The organism is Thalassospira australica, from assembly GCF_044790785.1.
GTDB classification, from domain to species: domain Bacteria; phylum Pseudomonadota; class Alphaproteobacteria; order Rhodospirillales; family Thalassospiraceae; genus Thalassospira; species Thalassospira australica_A.
In genome coordinates, this window is sequence record NZ_CP085258.1 from 2,292,838 (window position 1) to 2,307,913 (window position 15,076).

The window sequence follows — 15,076 nt, forward strand, 5'->3', positions numbered from 1 at the left end:
GTGCAATCAGTATGACGGTGGTGTCGCGGCACTGACGACTTCGCATTCAATGTCGCCCGCATTGCGAAACCGGTGCGGGATTTCCGCATTGAAGTAATAGGCATCACCTGGCCCAAGAACCTGAACCCGTTCGCCCACCGTGACCTCAAGCTTGCCACGAACGACGACCCCGGCCTCTTCGCCCTTCTGGACGATCAGATTGTCACCGGTATCGCCGCCGGGCGGATAGATTTCATGAAGGACGCGCAAATTGCGGTCCTTACGTGTTGCGCCGACAAGACGCATCGACATGGTGCCATCGGAAAGCTCGACGAGGTCTTCCTTGCGAAAGAAAATCTCCTCGCCGTTTTCGAGATCAATCGTAAAGAAATTGATCAGGCTCATGGGGATGCCTGCCAGAACCTTGGCCAGACTGTCGACCGATGGGCTGACCCGGTTCTGTTCAATCGTCGAGATCGTGCTGTTGGTAACACCGGCGCGCCGCGCCAGTTCCCGCTGGGACAGCCCGTACATCGTTCGCACAGCTTTCAGGCGATCCCCAACCTTTTGAGACATCCGGACTTTTCCCTGTTGATCGCTCTTGTCGGCGATCATTCTGCAAAAATTGCGTTATACCGCATCAAGATACCAGCGATATTCAAGCGGCGTGACCTCGGAGAAGAATTCGTCATACTCCGAACGCCGACAAATATCGAAGACTTCTACAAACCGTTCACCAAGATATTCGCGAACGATCTTTCCTTCGACAAAATGATCAAGCGCCGAAATCATGCTGCGCGGGACAACTCGTCCCCCGTGCTGCTCGTAACCATTGCCAACAATCGGATCACCCGGATCAAGCTTGTTCTTCATGCCGTAATGCATGCCCGCCAAAACACAGGCCAGAACCAGATACGGGTTGGCATCTGCGCCCGACACACGATGCTCGATACGGGCAGCTTCCGGGCCGCCGGCCGGAATACGGAGGGCGACGGTACGGTTATTAAGCCCCCAGTTCGGTGACATCGGCGCATAGGCCTTGTTCTGGAACCGGCGATAGGAATTCGGGTTTGGCGCAAAGATCGCCATGCTTTCAAACATCGATGCCTGAAGCCCTCCAATCGCGTTCAGCAAAAGGTCCGAGACGTCCTCGTCCCCCTTCGGCGACAGGACGTTCTTGCCTTCCTTGTCACGCAGCGACACATGAACATGCAAACCGTTGCCCGCCTGATCGGAGTAGGGTTTGGCCATGAATGTCGCCGTAACACCGTGATCCCAGGAAATGCCTTTGACAACGCGTTTAAGCTGCATGGCGTGATCAGCAGCCTGCATCGGGTCATTCACATGCCCCAGATTGATTTCAAACTGGCCGGGGCCTGCTTCGGCAACGATTGTATCGGCCGGAATGCCCTGGCGGTTCAGTTCGGCAACCGCATCATGCAGAACTTTCTCGAAATCCTCGATCTGCTGCAGGCCATAGACCTGCACCCCATCAGATGCGATCCCGCCACCAAGCGGCGCGGGTGGCAAGGGTGCGGCGGTTTGTTCATTCTGATCGGCCAGATAGAATTCAAGTTCAAGCGCAACGGTCGGATAAAAACCGTCGGCAGCCAAGCGGTCGACAACGCCCTGCAAGACATTGCGCGGATCGGCAAAAAATCTGGTGCCGTCCAGATTATACAGGCTCATCATGACCTGCGCCAAAGGCAGTTCACCATAGGGAACCGCATGCAGGGTTCCCGGGATCGGCTTGGCTATATTGTCCTGATCACCACTGGACCAGAGCAGGCCGGTACCTTCCGGGTTATCGCCGGTGATATCCACCAGACACACGGAACCCGGCATGTTGATGCCTTCGTGAAAGCTTTTAAGGAACTTTTGCTTGCTGATTCGCTTACCGCGAAACACCCCGTTTACATCGGGAATAAGCAATTCAATAAGTTCAATATCTGGGTTTGCTTCAAAGAATCGTTGAGCTTCCGCCCTACTGTCTTCGACGAACGACTTGTTCATCGTCTAATACTCCCGGAAAAAGCCTCTTTATTTTACGTTCTCATGGTGCCCCGCTCGCTGATCGCGGTCAAGCCCTCTCGTGCGATATATCGTGCAAATAATGCACTGCAAAATAATAGCTGCCTATGACCGTGACGGAATATCAAAGCTGTTTAAAACAGGCATCACATATTAAATATGGCTCCAAAACGCCAAAATTGTTTCACGAAATTTCCCCTTGCAAAGGTGTTCAAAAAAACGAACACTAAGCCCAGATGTTCAACATATCGCACAAAACAGGCAATATCGCTGTCAGGAGACGTTATGAATAATTTCGACAAAACCGCCTATTGGCAGGATATCGATCAACAGCATCACATTCATCCATTTACCGATACGGCCGACCTGAACAGCCGTGGCACGCGCGTTATTACGCGCGCCAAAGGCGTCTTCATCGAAGATTCGCACGGTAAACAATATCTGGACGGGATGGCTGGCCTTTGGTGCGTCAATGTCGGTTATGGCCGCAAGGAACTTGCCGAAGCCGCCTATAACCAGATGCTTGAACTGCCCTACTACAACAACTTCTTCCAGTGCGCGAACACGCCTGCGATCGAGCTTTCCAAGGTTCTCGCCGAAATCACGCCTGATGGTCTGAACCACGTCTTTTATGCCAACTCCGGGTCGGAAGCAAACGACACGGTCGTGCGCATGGTACGACAGTACTGGAAGCTTAAAGGCCAGCCGGAACGCACCTATATCGTCAGCCGAAAAAACGCCTATCACGGCTCGACGATTGCCGGGGCATCGCTTGGCGGGATGGCCGGGATGCATTCGCAGGGCGGGCCGCTTTTGCCCGATGTCGCCCATATCGATCAGCCATACTGGTACGGCGAAGGTGGCGATTATACCCCCGAAGAATTCGGCCTGATTGCCGCTCGCAAGCTCGAAGAAAAGATCGAGGAACTTGGCGCAGACCGTGTTGGTGCCTTCATCGGTGAACCGATCCAGGGTGCCGGTGGCGTAATCATTCCACCGTCGACCTATTGGCCGGAAATTCAACGCATCTGCAAGAAGTACGATATCCTTTTGATTGCTGACGAGGTCATTTGCGGCTTTGGCCGCACCGGCAACTGGTTTGGGTCGGACACGTTCGATATCAAGCCGGACCTGATGCCGATGGCAAAGGGCATGTCATCGGGTTACCTTCCGATTTCGGCTGTCATGGTCGGCGAACGGGTTGCTGATGTCCTGATCAATGAATGCGGCGAGTTCACCCATGGCTTTACCTATTCCGGGCACCCGGCAGCAGCAGCCGTGGCATTGGAAAACATCCGCATCATTCGTGATGAAAAACTGGTTGAACGTGTTCGCGATGACATCGGTCCGTATTTTGCCGAAAAGCTCAAAAACCTTGCCGATCATCCGCTGGTCGGTGCGGTCGAGACGGTCGGCCTGATTGCAGGTATTCCGCTGGTGGAAAACAAGGCAACTCGCAAACCGTTCGATAAACCGGGCACGGTCGGCACCCTTTGCCGCGATGCTTGTGTTGAAAATGGTGTGATCATGCGGGCTTGCGGTGATCGCATGGTGGCATCGCCCCCGCTTTGCATTACGCATGGTGAAGTGGATGAACTGGTCAAACGGGCCCGTGCCGCTTTTGATGCGACAGCCAAGAAAATCGGCAAAATGTAAGTTCCGATTTAAATCAAGACATTACACAAACACCCGGCGCGATATATCATCCGCCGGGTGTTTATCATTTCACCCCAGAACATCACTTAGACGCGCCACCTCAAAAGGTCCGCCATGCTTAAACGCCTTTATCAACCTGCAGCCTATCAAACCAATAGCATGCCCCAAAGCTTCTGGGCTGCCAGTGCCGGGCCCCTGCCCGTCTGCGATCATCTACCTGAAGACGGAACGATCACGGCCGATGTCGCCATTGTCGGCGGTGGATATACCGGTCTTTCGGCAGCACTGGAACTGGCTGAAAACGGGATGTCGGTTGCGGTTTTCGATGCCGGACGTTCTGGTTGGGGCGCATCGGGGCGTAATGGCGGATTTTGCTGCATGGGCGGCAGCGGCAAAAGTTACAGCCAGCTTGCCAAACAGTTTGGCGAGGATGAAACCCGCCATTTCGCCCGGCTTCAACGTCGCGCTATCGACCTTGTCGGATCGCGGCTGGACGACTGGAAAATCGATGCAGACCGCCATTCAAACGGAGAAATCATTCTGGCCCACAAACCCAACCGGGTGGCTGATCTGCGCGAAGAGGCGGCGGAAACCGAACATTTCACCGATATCGAAACCGAATTTCTAACGCGCGACCAGCTTCACGAACGCGGTCTTGCGGCCAACGAAACCTATGGTGGCCTCCAGGTCAAAGCGGGATTTGGCCTGCATCCAATGAAATATCTGGCAGGGCTTCATCGGCAATGCGTGGCCAAGGGTGTTCGGATATTCGAACAGGCAACCATCGACGGGGTAAATGATATCGGCAACAGCTATCAACTGACCTGTGGCAAAGCCCGGATTTCAGCCCGAAAGGTCGTGATTGCCACCAACGGATATAGTGCGGAAAATCTGCCTGACTGGATTGGTGGGCGATTGATGCCGGTCTTTTCCGGTATCCTTGTCACGCGTCCGATGACAGATGATGAACTGACAGCCCAAGGCTGGACCAGCGATCTTATGGCATTTGATAGCCGCATTTTGCTGCACTATTTCCGCAAGCTACCCGACAATCGCTTCATGTTTGGTGGTCGTGGCGGCATCACGGCAACCCCGACGGCCTTTGATGCCGCAAAACGGCACCTATTGTCGCATTTTCACCGAATGTTCCCGGCATGGCAGGATGTTGAAATCACTCACCACTGGAACGGGCTTGCCTGTTTGTCACAGTCGTTCCGTCCCTATGTGGGACGGGTTCCGGGGCATCGGGATGTCTGGACGGGGCTTGCATGGCATGGCAATGGCATAGCGCTTGGAAGTCTGGCCGGAAAAATGCTGGGTCAGCAAGTCCTTGGTATCAAGGGCCCGGATGACGTCGGTGCGATCATGGGTATACCGCCCGATCGTTTCCCGCTGGCACGGTTCCGCCGGATCGGTCGCAGTCTTGCCTATCGCTATTACGGATTGCGTGACAGGTTTGCGTAATCGGAAAAACTGACTTATGTCATGTTGCGACAGTTGCCTTTGCGCTATTGCCACGACAGCGCCATTTATCACGAGACCCGCATGTCAGATCAACCGACCCTTGCCGAAATCAAAGAACGCCGCGAAATCGCGACCCGGAAAATCCGCGAGGAAACCGGCATTGATCACGACATGATCAAAAATATCGTTCATGGCTTTTACGCAAAGGTGCGCCATGACGCGATGCTGGGCCCGGTATTCGCGGAAAAAATTACTGATTGGGATCACCATCTGGAACGGATGTGTATGTTCTGGGCATCTGTGGCACTTGCCAGTGGTGCCTATGACGGTCGCCCGATGCAAAAGCATCTGACGCTGAAGATTGATCGGACTCATTTTGATCGCTGGCTGGAACTGTTTGCCGAAACACTTTCAGAATACTGTGAAACGGTCGCCGCGCGCCATTTCATGGAACGCGCCCTTCGGATTGCATCAAATTTCGAGATCGGGATAGCCGCACATAACGGTATAATTCTGGGCAAGGGTGAACGATACGATCCGGTTTCGGCATGGTCGCCGAAATAGGCCAAAAGCCATTGAAATCATGGTTCTGGCGAACTCTTTACCTGTTTTCTTGCCCCCGGCATGTTGACAAGGCTGTCCTGCTCCGAACAAAATATTGTCACGCGGGGCAATCTTTACGCGCACTAAAATCGCAAATCGCAGGGCATATCTGCCGACAGTCCTTGTGAAACTGTAATGTGCCAAACCGATTGCAAAGGACGACGAACGGACGACAGCGGAGAAAGACGGTATGTGGCTTTTGATCGGCATCGGAACAGTCATCATTCTGGCCCTGATTGCCTATACAATTTATGGTCATAAACGTCATATCACACCAAGCAAAGGTCAAAAAATAGACCTTTCACAGCGCCCCAACAGTGCCCTTCTGATCATTGACCTGCAAGAGGACTTTACGCTGGCCACCGGCAAGAATGCCTATGACCCGGCACTGGTCGACAAAACTATTTCCGCGATCAATGAACTCGTTCTGATTGCCAACGAAACCGGTCAGCCGGTTATTTCAGTCCGTCAGATATTCAAGGGCTTGTACATCAATCTTCTGGTGAAGTTCCTGAACAAGGGTCGTGGCGGGCCGAAATCGGCAGGGCTTGATCTTGATGCCCGCCTGAATGGCGATATCGATCACGATATCACCAAGGCACGTGCCGATGCTTTCAGCGAACCGGAACTGGAAAAAGTTCTGGAACGTCAGAAAATCGGCAAACTGCAAATCGTCGGCCTTGACGGGAATTATTGTGTCCAATCCACCATGCAGGCGGCAATTAACCGGGGATATCAGGTTTCATTTTCCGATGCGGCCATTCTGGCGGTCAATCCGACCGTCTGGCAAAAAACCAGGGCCCGTCTTGCCGCCCGCGGAGCAAAGAACGGTGACATAAAAGCCACTGCCGTCGCATCCTAAAGCCTGTCGCGGATAGAATACCAGGTCATGGCAAGAACCAGGAACGGATAGCGCAATGCCTTACCGCCCGGGAAGCTTGGAATTTTAATGTTTGACATCACATCAAACCGTTCCACCGTGCCCGATACGGCATCGGCCATGATCTGCCCGGCCAGTGTCGCCATGGCAACCCCATGCCCGGAATAGCCCGTCGCGGTATAGACCCTATCCTCGACCTTGCGGAAAAATGGCATGCGGTTCATCGTAATCGCGAGCGTTCCACCCCAGCCATAATCGATTTTTACATCCTTAAGCTGCGGATAGACTTCCAACATATGCGGCGCAACAAAGGATTTTATATCCTTGGGGAAGTGATAGCTATATGTCTCCCCGCCGCCAAACAGCATCCGCTTATCAGCCGACAGGCGATAATAATTAATCACGAATTTTGAATCCGCCACCGCAACATCGTCACGGATCAGTTCACACGCCAGATCGTCGCCCAGCGGCTCGGTCGCGATCACGAAATTGTTGATCGGCATCACCCTTCTGGCAACCCGGTCTTCAAGCCCGTCAAGATACCCGTTGCAGCCCAGCACCATCATGTCGGCTGTCACACGGTGCCCGCCAGTCGTTGTGACAACGACCTTTTCAACATTGTCATAGCTGGCGACAGTCGCGTTTTCGTAAATCTTCGCCCCGGCCACACGCGCAGCATCGGCAATGCCAAGCGCAAAGTTCAGCGGATGAAGATGACCCGCCTCCATATCAAGCGACCCGCCATGATAAAATTCCGACCCCAGCATGTCGCGGATCTCATCCCGCCCGACGGCACGGATCGCCTCATAGCCATATTCAGTCCGGAGCTTTTCGATATATTCGTGCGTGCCTGCCACAAATCGTTCTCGGTGATCGGCATGCAGAATGCCCGGTTTCCAGTCACATTTGATGCCGTGCTTGGTAATCAGGCTTTTGACGATGTCCTTGGATTGCTCCGCAATATCCCAAAGCTTTCTGGCGTCTTCGCGACCAACCATCTTTTCAAGGTCGTCCTGCTCGCGGCGCTGCCCCGAACCGACCTGCCCGCCATTTCGCCCTGATGCGCCCCAACCGACCCGATGCGCTTCAAGCAACACCACGCTGTAACCGCGTTCGGCAAGATGCAATGCCGATGACAGTCCGGTAAAACCGCCGCCCACCACAACAACGTCGCAGGTCTGATCACCATCCAGTTGCGGGAACGGTTCGGTTTTATTCGCCGTTGCGGCGTAATAGGACGCAGGGTATGTACCTGCCTTGTCATTTGCGGTCAGAAAGTTCGGGGTAAACACGCGGAGCCTCGAATTTGTTGTCTTGTGATTTGTCTTCCCCCTCATGGTGCCGGAAACGGTTACCGTATCAAGGGAAAACTGGCGGGAATCTGCCTTCTGGAACGCTTTTCACCGATTATGTCAAAACAGGCAACAACCGGGACAAAGGATTGCGTGAAATCATGCGTTCAGCGGCAATTCATCGCGCCTGCGTGACAGCCTCAACCATGCGAAGGGCGGTCTTGGTCGCAGCACATCCACCACGTGCCGTGCAACGTAAATCCGGATGCATCATCGCCCCGATTTTAACCGTCTGATCGACCAGCTCGTCATATCCCAACACAGCATCAAATCCGGCAAGAACCGCCATCGCCGATGAAAATGCGTGCGACACCCCGGCAACATTGCGCGCATGGCACGGGATTTCAACATCCCCGCCCACCGGATCACAGACAAGGCCCAGCGTATTCATCAAACACATGCTTGCTGCGTCAAAACATTGCACCGGTGTTCCGCCAAATGCCTGCGAGACGCCGGCCGCTGCCATCGCCGCCGATGCGCCCGTTTCCACGGAACAACCACCGCATTCTGCGGCAAAGGTTCCGCGTGCGGCAAACACAGCCCCCACCAGCGCCATCACCTGCAACGCATCGGTCGCCCCATCCAGATCAATGCCATGCCTGATCAGGCCATAAAGCGTGCCGGGGACAACCCCCGCGCTGCCGGCCGTCGGTGCAGCACAGACCAGCCCGCGATTGGAATCACGTTCCATCGCCGACAGTGCCCCTGCAATCGCGTCCTGCAACACCGCCCCGCCAAGCCCGCCGGGCAGATTGGCATCGCGAACCTTGCGCGCCCGTAGCGTTAAAAACCGCATCACATTGTCTTCGGACCCGGCATCAAACCCCTCTGCCACAACACGTAGCATCAATTCACACCGTTCTCGGAAAAGTTCGCGGGTTGCATCACGCGACAGGCCAAGACGCCTGGCTTCCAGAACCAGTCCCGCCTCGGCAAGTGATCCGCCCTGTTGCTCGGCCACCGCGATGACCGCATCGCTGGTCGAAAACAGATCGTCAGTCGCACAAACCGGATATTGCGAGGCCGCAGCGAAACGAACGTCTTTGATACCGTCCTGATCACGTAAAGAGGCAATCAGCTTTGTATCGGGCAAGGTCTGCAGGGCAATTTCGCAGCGGTCATGATCCGGATCGACCGATATGCCGAGCAACCTGTTGCCATTCACAACAAGCCCGGCGGCAATATCATCCGACCGCGCACCGACATCAGGGCCCCAGACAAACACGCTTGCGGTTTTGCCGGTCAGAAAGACCAGTTCGCCATTCATCGCATCGATGTAATACATCCCGCCGCCAACCGATGCACCGGCATAAAGATCGATGCGTTCCGCACCATCCCGACCGGTTACAGTCAGTTCAAGATCAACACGGTTGGGATGGCTGTTGTTTTCAAGTTCAATGATTTCAACGCTAAACAGAAATCCTTCGCCACGCATCACACGCGGTAAAATGTCGCGATAATCCGCATCAGTCAGCGCCGCGCCGGCGAAACCGGCGGCAAAATTCTCGTCAGAACTTTGTGCCTGATACACGGGCGCAAACGACCCGCGCGGATCAAACCGGACAATCGCCTTTTTCAAGACCTCGCCATTGCTGCACGATAATTCGCGCGCAACCTTCGCCATCATATAAGGCGCTGCGCAATGAGAACTTGACGGACCGCGCATCACGGGGCCGATCACGGAGTTAAGCAGGCTGATTTCTTGCATGGCGAGGCAATCCGGGAAAATTGCATATGATTTCCGCGATGATCACCCGCCAGATGAACGAAAGCAATGGTCGAAACAAAAATCCCCGATCCTGAAATATCAACGACCGGGGATAATCAAAATCAACGCTGTTTGGTTTGCCATTCGGGATGAACAAAATATGGTGCGTTTGATGGCGGCAACGGATCGCGTCCGCGAATGATATCTGCGGCCTTTTCACCGATCATGATGGTTGGAGCATTCAAATTGCCCGATGCAATGGTCGGCATGATCGAACTGTCTACGACGCGCAGACCTTCAATACCATGCACGCGCGTTTTTTCATCCACCACAGCCATGTCATCACTCCCCATCTTGCACGAACAGGACGGGTGATAGGCGCTTTCAGCATGGTTGGCGACCCATGCGTCGATTTCCGCATCTGTCTGAATATCCTTGCCTGGTGCGATTTCCTCACCGCGCAGATCCTTGAACGCGTCCTGCCCGAAAATCTCGCGTGTCAGGCGCACAGAGGCCCGCATTTCTTCCCAGTCTTCCGGATGACTCATATAGTTCGGATCCACAATCGGGCGCTTTGCCGGATCGTTTGAAGCCAATCGGACTGTCCCGCGTGACTTGGACCGCATCGGACCGACATGAGCCTGGAAACCATCCTTTTCTGCGGCTTTCGACCCGTTATAGTTAATCGCAGCCGGCATGAAATGATATTGCAGATCCGGGTGCTCAACCCCTGCCTTGGATCGAATAAATCCGCCAGCCTCGAAATGGTTGGTCGCGCCCAGCCCGGTTTTAAACAGATACCATTCCAGACCGATCTTGAACTTGTTCCACGGATCAAGCTTGCTGTTTAAACTCACCGGCTGGGTGCATTCCATCTGTACGTAAAGTTCCAGATGATCCTGAAGGTTCTCCCCAACGCCGGGAATATCGGCAACCACATCAATCCCATGCTCGCGCAGATGTTCGGCCGGCCCAACCCCGGACAACATCAAAAGTTTTGGCGAGTTGATCGATCCTGCCGAAATAATCACCTCGCGCTCGACCGTCGCGCGTTTGAGTTCACCACGGTGAGTGAAATCAAGTCCGACGGCGCGTTTTCCATCAAAAACAACGCGCTGCGCCAGTGCCTTGTCATGAACTGTCAAATTCGGACGTTTCATTGCCGGATGCAAATAGGCCCGCGCGGTTGACCAGCGACGTCCCTTATAAACAGTCATATCCATCGTCCCCAGACCCTCCTGGCGATAGCCATTCTGATCGGGGGTAAATCCATAACCCGCTTCCTGTCCGGCCTTTATCCACGCCTTGTGCAACGGGTTTTTGCAAGCCCCCGTGGTGACATGCAGCGGGCCGTTCCCGCCGTGATATTCGTCACCATTGGTGTCTTCGTTGCGTGTATCGGCCTTACGGAAATACGGCAGGCACCGCGCATAATCCCATTCTTTTAACGCCGCATCCTGTTCCGCCCAGCGATTGTAATCAAGCGCGTGACCACGAACATAGGCCATGCCGTTGATCGAACTGGAACCACCGAAAACACGCCCGCGCGGCGTTTCCATCCGGCGATTGTTCAGGTTCGCCTGCGGCGTCGTCCAATATGCCCAGTTATAGGTTTCCGACTGCATCGGATAAGACAATGCCGTTGGCATATGAATACGCCAATCCCACCAATGATCTACCGGTCCTGCTTCTACCACCAGAACCTTGACCTCCGGGTCCTCGGTCAGGCGGCTGGCCAGAACGGCACCGGCAGAACCGGAACCGACAATAACGTAATCGTATTTTTCCGTGGTAGTCGGCGTATTCATGCTTTTTCCTTATCTTCAACAGGTTGCAGGCAGCCATTCACAGTCAGGAACCGTGATCAATAAGGCGCCTCGACGTCACCGGTTTCGACATAGACGGATTTAATCCGGGTATAATGCTCAATCGCGGCGCGGCCATTTTCACGACCCACCCCGGATTTCTTGACCCCGCCAAACGGCATTTCAATCGGCGTGATATTGTAGGTATTGATCCAGCAGGTCCCCGCCTCAAGACGGGCGACAACCCGATGCCCACGCGACAGATCGCGGGTAAACACGCCGGCGGCTAATCCATATTGGGTATCATTGGCGCGTTTAATGACCTCATCCTCATCCTTGAAGGTCAGGACCGACATCACCGGCCCAAAGATTTCCTCGCGCACGATGGTCATGTCATCGGTACAGTTGGTAAAAATGGTCGGGGCAACGAACAGCCCACCTTTAGGCATATTTTCACTAACTGCATGACCGCCCAGAACGCATTTCGCGCCCTCGCCCTTGCCAGCTTCAATATAGGACATGATCTTGTCGAACTGGGCCTTGGTCACGATCGGGCCGACCTGGGTTTCCGGTTTTTCCGGATCACCAAGAACAAGGTTTTTGCTCCGCACAATCAGCTTTTCAATGAACGCCTCGGCAACGCTTTCATGGACGAAAACGCGCGTACCGTTCGAACAAATCTGCCCCGATGAATAAAAATTCGCCATCTGCGCGCCCGATACCGCGTTATCCAGATCGGCATCTTCAAACACGATCATCGGCGATTTGCCGCCAAGCTCCATGGTAACGGCCTTCATGCCGCCCGCTGCAACCGCGGCAACCTTGGCGCCGGTTTCGGCAGAGCCGGTCAATGAGATTTTATCAACATCGGGATGTTCAGTCAGCGCCGCACCACAGGTACGCGCGCCTTGGACGACATTGTAAACACCATCCGGAAGGCCTGCTTGCTGCAATGCCTCGGCCACCGCAATCGCCGAAAGCGGGGTGACTTCGGAGGGTTTGTAAACAACTGCGTTTCCGCACGCCAATGCCGGTGCTGCTTTCCAGCAGGCAATCTGGATCGGATAGTTCCACGCACCAATGGCCCCGCAAACGCCAACCGCCTCGCGCCGGGTATAGGCGAAATTACCACCAAGATCGATATGCTCGCCCGAGAGGCTTCCGGCCACACCGGCAAAATATTCAAGGCATTCGACACCGGAAATCACGTCAACAATCTCGGTTTCCTGAATCGCACGGCCCGTATCACGGGTTTCAACCAAGGCCAGTTCATCATTACGGTCCCGCAGGATTTGAGCAGCCTTGAACAAAACACGCGCCCGTTCAGCCGCAGGCGTGTTTTTCCAGATTTCAAACCCGGCACGTGCAGCCTTCACCGCAGCATCAACATCGGCAGTGGTGCTTTCCTTGCCCTTGGCAAGAACCGTGTTGGTCGCGGGGTTCAGTGTAACCATTTCCGCCCCCGAACCGGCGACCTTCTTGCCGTTGATAAAGTTCTGTATCTGATAAAGGCTCATGTCGAAACTCCTGCAGGCCACACCGGAAACGGGCAGCCCTTTTTAAGTGTATGTCTCTTGACTAGCGCGCGGGCGAACTGGCCAGATGCAGGTGCATGGTATCAAGCACCATTTTGCGTGCTGCCGCGACATTGGCACGCCCCGATGTCAAGCCGGACCGCACCCATATGCCATCGATCATGGCTGCGGTAACTGCGGCAATTTCTTCGGCCCGCTGATCGGTTGTCAGCCGGCGCAACTCGTGGCGCAAATTCGATGCCAGTCGTTTGAAATAGATCGCGTTCAGTCGGCGCAACGGATCGGAAAACGGCACCTGCGACCAGAAAGACAACCACGCACCAATCACCTGCGGCGTGAATTGCGCTTCGTTAAAGTTGGTATCAACAATCGCTTCAAGACGTTCATGGGGTGTTTTTGCCTTGGCAACACGATCTAGAAAATCGCTGCGCAATTCCTGCATCAAAAAACGCATCGTTGCTTCGAGAAGCGCATTCTTGCCGCCGAAATAGTGCGAAATAATTCCCGACGACATCCCCGCCGCCCCGGCAATCCGACTGATCGTGGTATCGGCAAAACCAAAGCGGTGAATGGTCTCGATCGTGGCATCGATCAGTTGCCTGCGGCGTACAGGCTGCATTCCAACCTTGGGCATTACTCATCCAATTCTAAGCGATCCGAAGGACTTAGGCCTGTTTGATGACGCAAATGCGACTTTTTCGCCCTTCGCAATTGACCTCGGGGGAATATGCTGTATTTTAATTGAACAATCAATCAATAAAAAACGCCGTCTTTTGTGGCGCGACGTTAGCAGGGAAAGTGCCTTGGTTGCGCGGCTTTACGGCTGTTTTTATGATTATTCCGGTCTATGTGACCGGGTTCAGGGGACCCGGTCACATGGTTTTGGACGAATGTTCGCGGTGCCAAATACGCATCGCTTCACATGCGTCTGGCCTCCGGAACCGAAAGTCTGATGGCGGCGTTATTGCCACCATCAGTAACCGCTAGGTCCACACAAGGGAGAACCATAAACATGACCACACGTTCCACCATTGGCCGCCTTCTTGGCACCACTGTCATTGCCACCACCCTTCTGGGGGCGGCCGGTGCACAGGCGGCTGATAGCGATGCCTGTAAAACCGTAACATTTTCTGATGTTGGCTGGACCGATATCACCGCGACCACGGCAACCGCATCGGTAATTCTCGAATCACTTGGCTATGACGCCGAAACCGAACTTCTTTCCGTTCCTGTCACCTATACCAGCCTTGCTAACGGGGATGTTGATGTTTTCCTCGGCAACTGGATGCCGACAATGGCAGCAGACATTGCGCCCTATCTGGAAAAGAAAACAGTCGTCAGCACCGGTGCCAACCTTGAAGGTGCCAAATACACCCTCGCTGTTTCGAAAAATGCCTATGACGCAGGCCTCAAGGATTTCGCCGACATCGCCAAATTCAAGGATCAGCTTGATGGTGAAATCTACGGGATCGAGCCGGGCAACGATGGCAACCGCCTGATTCAGGATATGATCGACAACGACCAATTCGGCCTCAAGGGCTTTGAACTTGTTGAATCTTCCGAACAGGGCATGCTGGCCGAAGTCAACCGCAAATCGGCACGTGACCAGTTCATCGTATTCCTTGGCTGGGAGCCCCATCCAATGAATGCCAAATATGACATGGCATATCTTGATGGTGGCGATGACGTATTTGGCCCTAATTTCGGGGGTGCCACGGTTCATACCAACCTGCGTGCCGGTTACACTGACGAATGCCCGAATGCCGGTAAATTCGTCACCAACCTGAAATTCAGCCTCGATATGGAAAACCAGATCATGGATGCCATCCTGAACGAAGGCACCGATCCGGAAGAAGCGGCAACCGCATGGCTTAAAGCCAACCCGGATGCCGCGATGGCCTGGCTTGACGGTGTTACCACCTTTGACGGTGGCGATGCCAAAGCAGCGCTCAAAGATGAACTCGGTCTCTAGGGTCCAGCTTCAAATACATAATGCCGGTACGCTGCCCCCATCACGGGCAGCGTACCGGCACATTTTCTTTGTTCAAATAATGGAAAAATCC

At 54.3% G+C, this 15,076-nt stretch carries 12 protein-coding genes; 5 read left to right on the forward strand and 7 right to left on the reverse strand.

Features of this window, described 5'->3' with window-relative positions; all coding sequences use genetic code 11:
- Positions 1-6 precede the first annotated feature (6 nt).
- Together LG297_RS10985 and LG297_RS10990 are read right to left on the reverse strand one after the other, a co-directional pair.
- The gene (locus LG297_RS10985; RefSeq protein WP_007089374.1) at positions 7-555 is read right to left on the reverse strand and encodes a cupin domain-containing protein; all 549 of its coding nucleotides are present in this window, start codon (positions 553-555) and stop codon (positions 7-9) included.
- Positions 556-609: 54 nt separating this feature from the next.
- A complete protein-coding gene (locus tag LG297_RS10990) occupies positions 610-1,992 on the reverse strand; it encodes a glutamine synthetase family protein (RefSeq protein ID WP_404420161.1) in 1,383 nt (460 codons plus the stop codon).
- 303 nt (positions 1,993-2,295) lie between these two features.
- On the opposite strand from LG297_RS10990, the gene LG297_RS10995 reads away from it, so the two are divergent.
- The 4 genes from LG297_RS10995 (at position 2,296) to LG297_RS11010 (ending at position 6,595) form a co-directional block, all read left to right on the forward strand.
- Positions 2,296-3,666, forward strand: a complete 1,371-nt coding sequence (locus LG297_RS10995) for an aspartate aminotransferase family protein (RefSeq protein ID WP_404420162.1) — start codon at positions 2,296-2,298, stop codon at positions 3,664-3,666.
- Between the two features lie 114 nt (positions 3,667-3,780).
- Positions 3,781-5,130, forward strand: coding sequence for an NAD(P)/FAD-dependent oxidoreductase (locus tag LG297_RS11000; RefSeq protein ID WP_404420163.1), 1,350 nt, complete (start codon positions 3,781-3,783; stop codon positions 5,128-5,130).
- 81 nt (positions 5,131-5,211) lie between these two features.
- The gene (locus tag LG297_RS11005; RefSeq protein WP_404420164.1) at positions 5,212-5,694 is read left to right on the forward strand and encodes a group III truncated hemoglobin; all 483 of its coding nucleotides are present in this window, start codon (positions 5,212-5,214) and stop codon (positions 5,692-5,694) included.
- Between the two features lie 229 nt (positions 5,695-5,923).
- Positions 5,924-6,595, forward strand: a complete 672-nt coding sequence (locus tag LG297_RS11010) for a cysteine hydrolase family protein (RefSeq protein WP_404420165.1) — start codon at positions 5,924-5,926, stop codon at positions 6,593-6,595.
- Here LG297_RS11010 and LG297_RS11015 read toward each other — a convergent pair.
- The 5 genes from LG297_RS11015 to betI all read right to left on the reverse strand — a co-directional run bounded on the left by LG297_RS11015 (position 6,592) and on the right by betI (position 13,647).
- Entirely contained in the window at positions 6,592-7,905 is a 1,314-nt protein-coding gene (locus LG297_RS11015) for an NAD(P)/FAD-dependent oxidoreductase (protein WP_404420166.1), read from the reverse strand. The genes LG297_RS11010 and LG297_RS11015 overlap by 4 nt on opposite strands.
- A 178-nt stretch (positions 7,906-8,083) precedes the next feature.
- Complete coding sequence (locus tag LG297_RS11020) at positions 8,084-9,673, reverse strand: L-serine ammonia-lyase, iron-sulfur-dependent, subunit alpha (RefSeq protein ID WP_404420167.1); 1,590 nt, start codon at positions 9,671-9,673, stop codon at positions 8,084-8,086.
- Between the two features lie 122 nt (positions 9,674-9,795).
- Complete coding sequence (gene betA / locus LG297_RS11025) at positions 9,796-11,481, reverse strand: choline dehydrogenase (RefSeq protein WP_404420168.1); 1,686 nt, start codon at positions 11,479-11,481, stop codon at positions 9,796-9,798.
- Positions 11,482-11,537: 56 nt separating this feature from the next.
- Positions 11,538-12,995: a betaine-aldehyde dehydrogenase gene (gene betB / locus LG297_RS11030; RefSeq protein ID WP_404420169.1), complete on the reverse strand. Its 1,458-nt coding sequence runs from the start codon at positions 12,993-12,995 to the stop codon at positions 11,538-11,540.
- A gap of 61 nt (positions 12,996-13,056) precedes the next feature.
- Positions 13,057-13,647: a choline-responsive transcriptional repressor BetI gene (gene betI, locus LG297_RS11035; RefSeq protein ID WP_404420170.1), complete on the reverse strand. Its 591-nt coding sequence runs from the start codon at positions 13,645-13,647 to the stop codon at positions 13,057-13,059.
- A 378-nt stretch (positions 13,648-14,025) separates the two neighbouring features.
- On the opposite strand from betI, the gene LG297_RS11040 reads away from it, so the two are divergent.
- On the forward strand, positions 14,026-14,985 hold the full coding sequence (locus LG297_RS11040; RefSeq protein WP_404420171.1) for a choline ABC transporter substrate-binding protein: 960 nt from the start codon (positions 14,026-14,028) through the stop codon (positions 14,983-14,985).
- The last annotated feature ends 91 nt before the right edge of the window (positions 14,986-15,076 follow it).

Bases quoted from the DNA above. Each gene is read 5' to 3' on its own strand.
- LG297_RS11010 (WP_404420165.1), top strand. From the start codon at position 5,924: ATGTGGCTTTTGATCGGCATCGGAACAGTCATCATTCTGGCCCTGATT.
- LG297_RS10985 (WP_007089374.1), bottom strand. From the start codon at position 555: ATGTCTCAAAAGGTTGGGGATCGCCTGAAAGCTGTGCGAACGATGTAC.
- betB (WP_404420169.1), bottom strand. From the start codon at position 12,995: ATGAGCCTTTATCAGATACAGAACTTTATCAACGGCAAGAAGGTCGCC.
- LG297_RS10995 (WP_404420162.1), top strand. From the start codon at position 2,296: ATGAATAATTTCGACAAAACCGCCTATTGGCAGGATATCGATCAACAG.
- LG297_RS11000 (WP_404420163.1), top strand. From the start codon at position 3,781: ATGCTTAAACGCCTTTATCAACCTGCAGCCTATCAAACCAATAGCATG.
- LG297_RS10990 (WP_404420161.1), bottom strand. From the start codon at position 1,992: ATGAACAAGTCGTTCGTCGAAGACAGTAGGGCGGAAGCTCAACGATTC.
- LG297_RS11005 (WP_404420164.1), top strand. From the start codon at position 5,212: ATGTCAGATCAACCGACCCTTGCCGAAATCAAAGAACGCCGCGAAATC.
- betI (WP_404420170.1), bottom strand. From the start codon at position 13,647: ATGCCCAAGGTTGGAATGCAGCCTGTACGCCGCAGGCAACTGATCGAT.
- LG297_RS11020 (WP_404420167.1), bottom strand. From the start codon at position 9,673: ATGCAAGAAATCAGCCTGCTTAACTCCGTGATCGGCCCCGTGATGCGC.
- LG297_RS11040 (WP_404420171.1), top strand. From the start codon at position 14,026: ATGACCACACGTTCCACCATTGGCCGCCTTCTTGGCACCACTGTCATT.
- betA (WP_404420168.1), bottom strand. From the start codon at position 11,481: ATGAATACGCCGACTACCACGGAAAAATACGATTACGTTATTGTCGGT.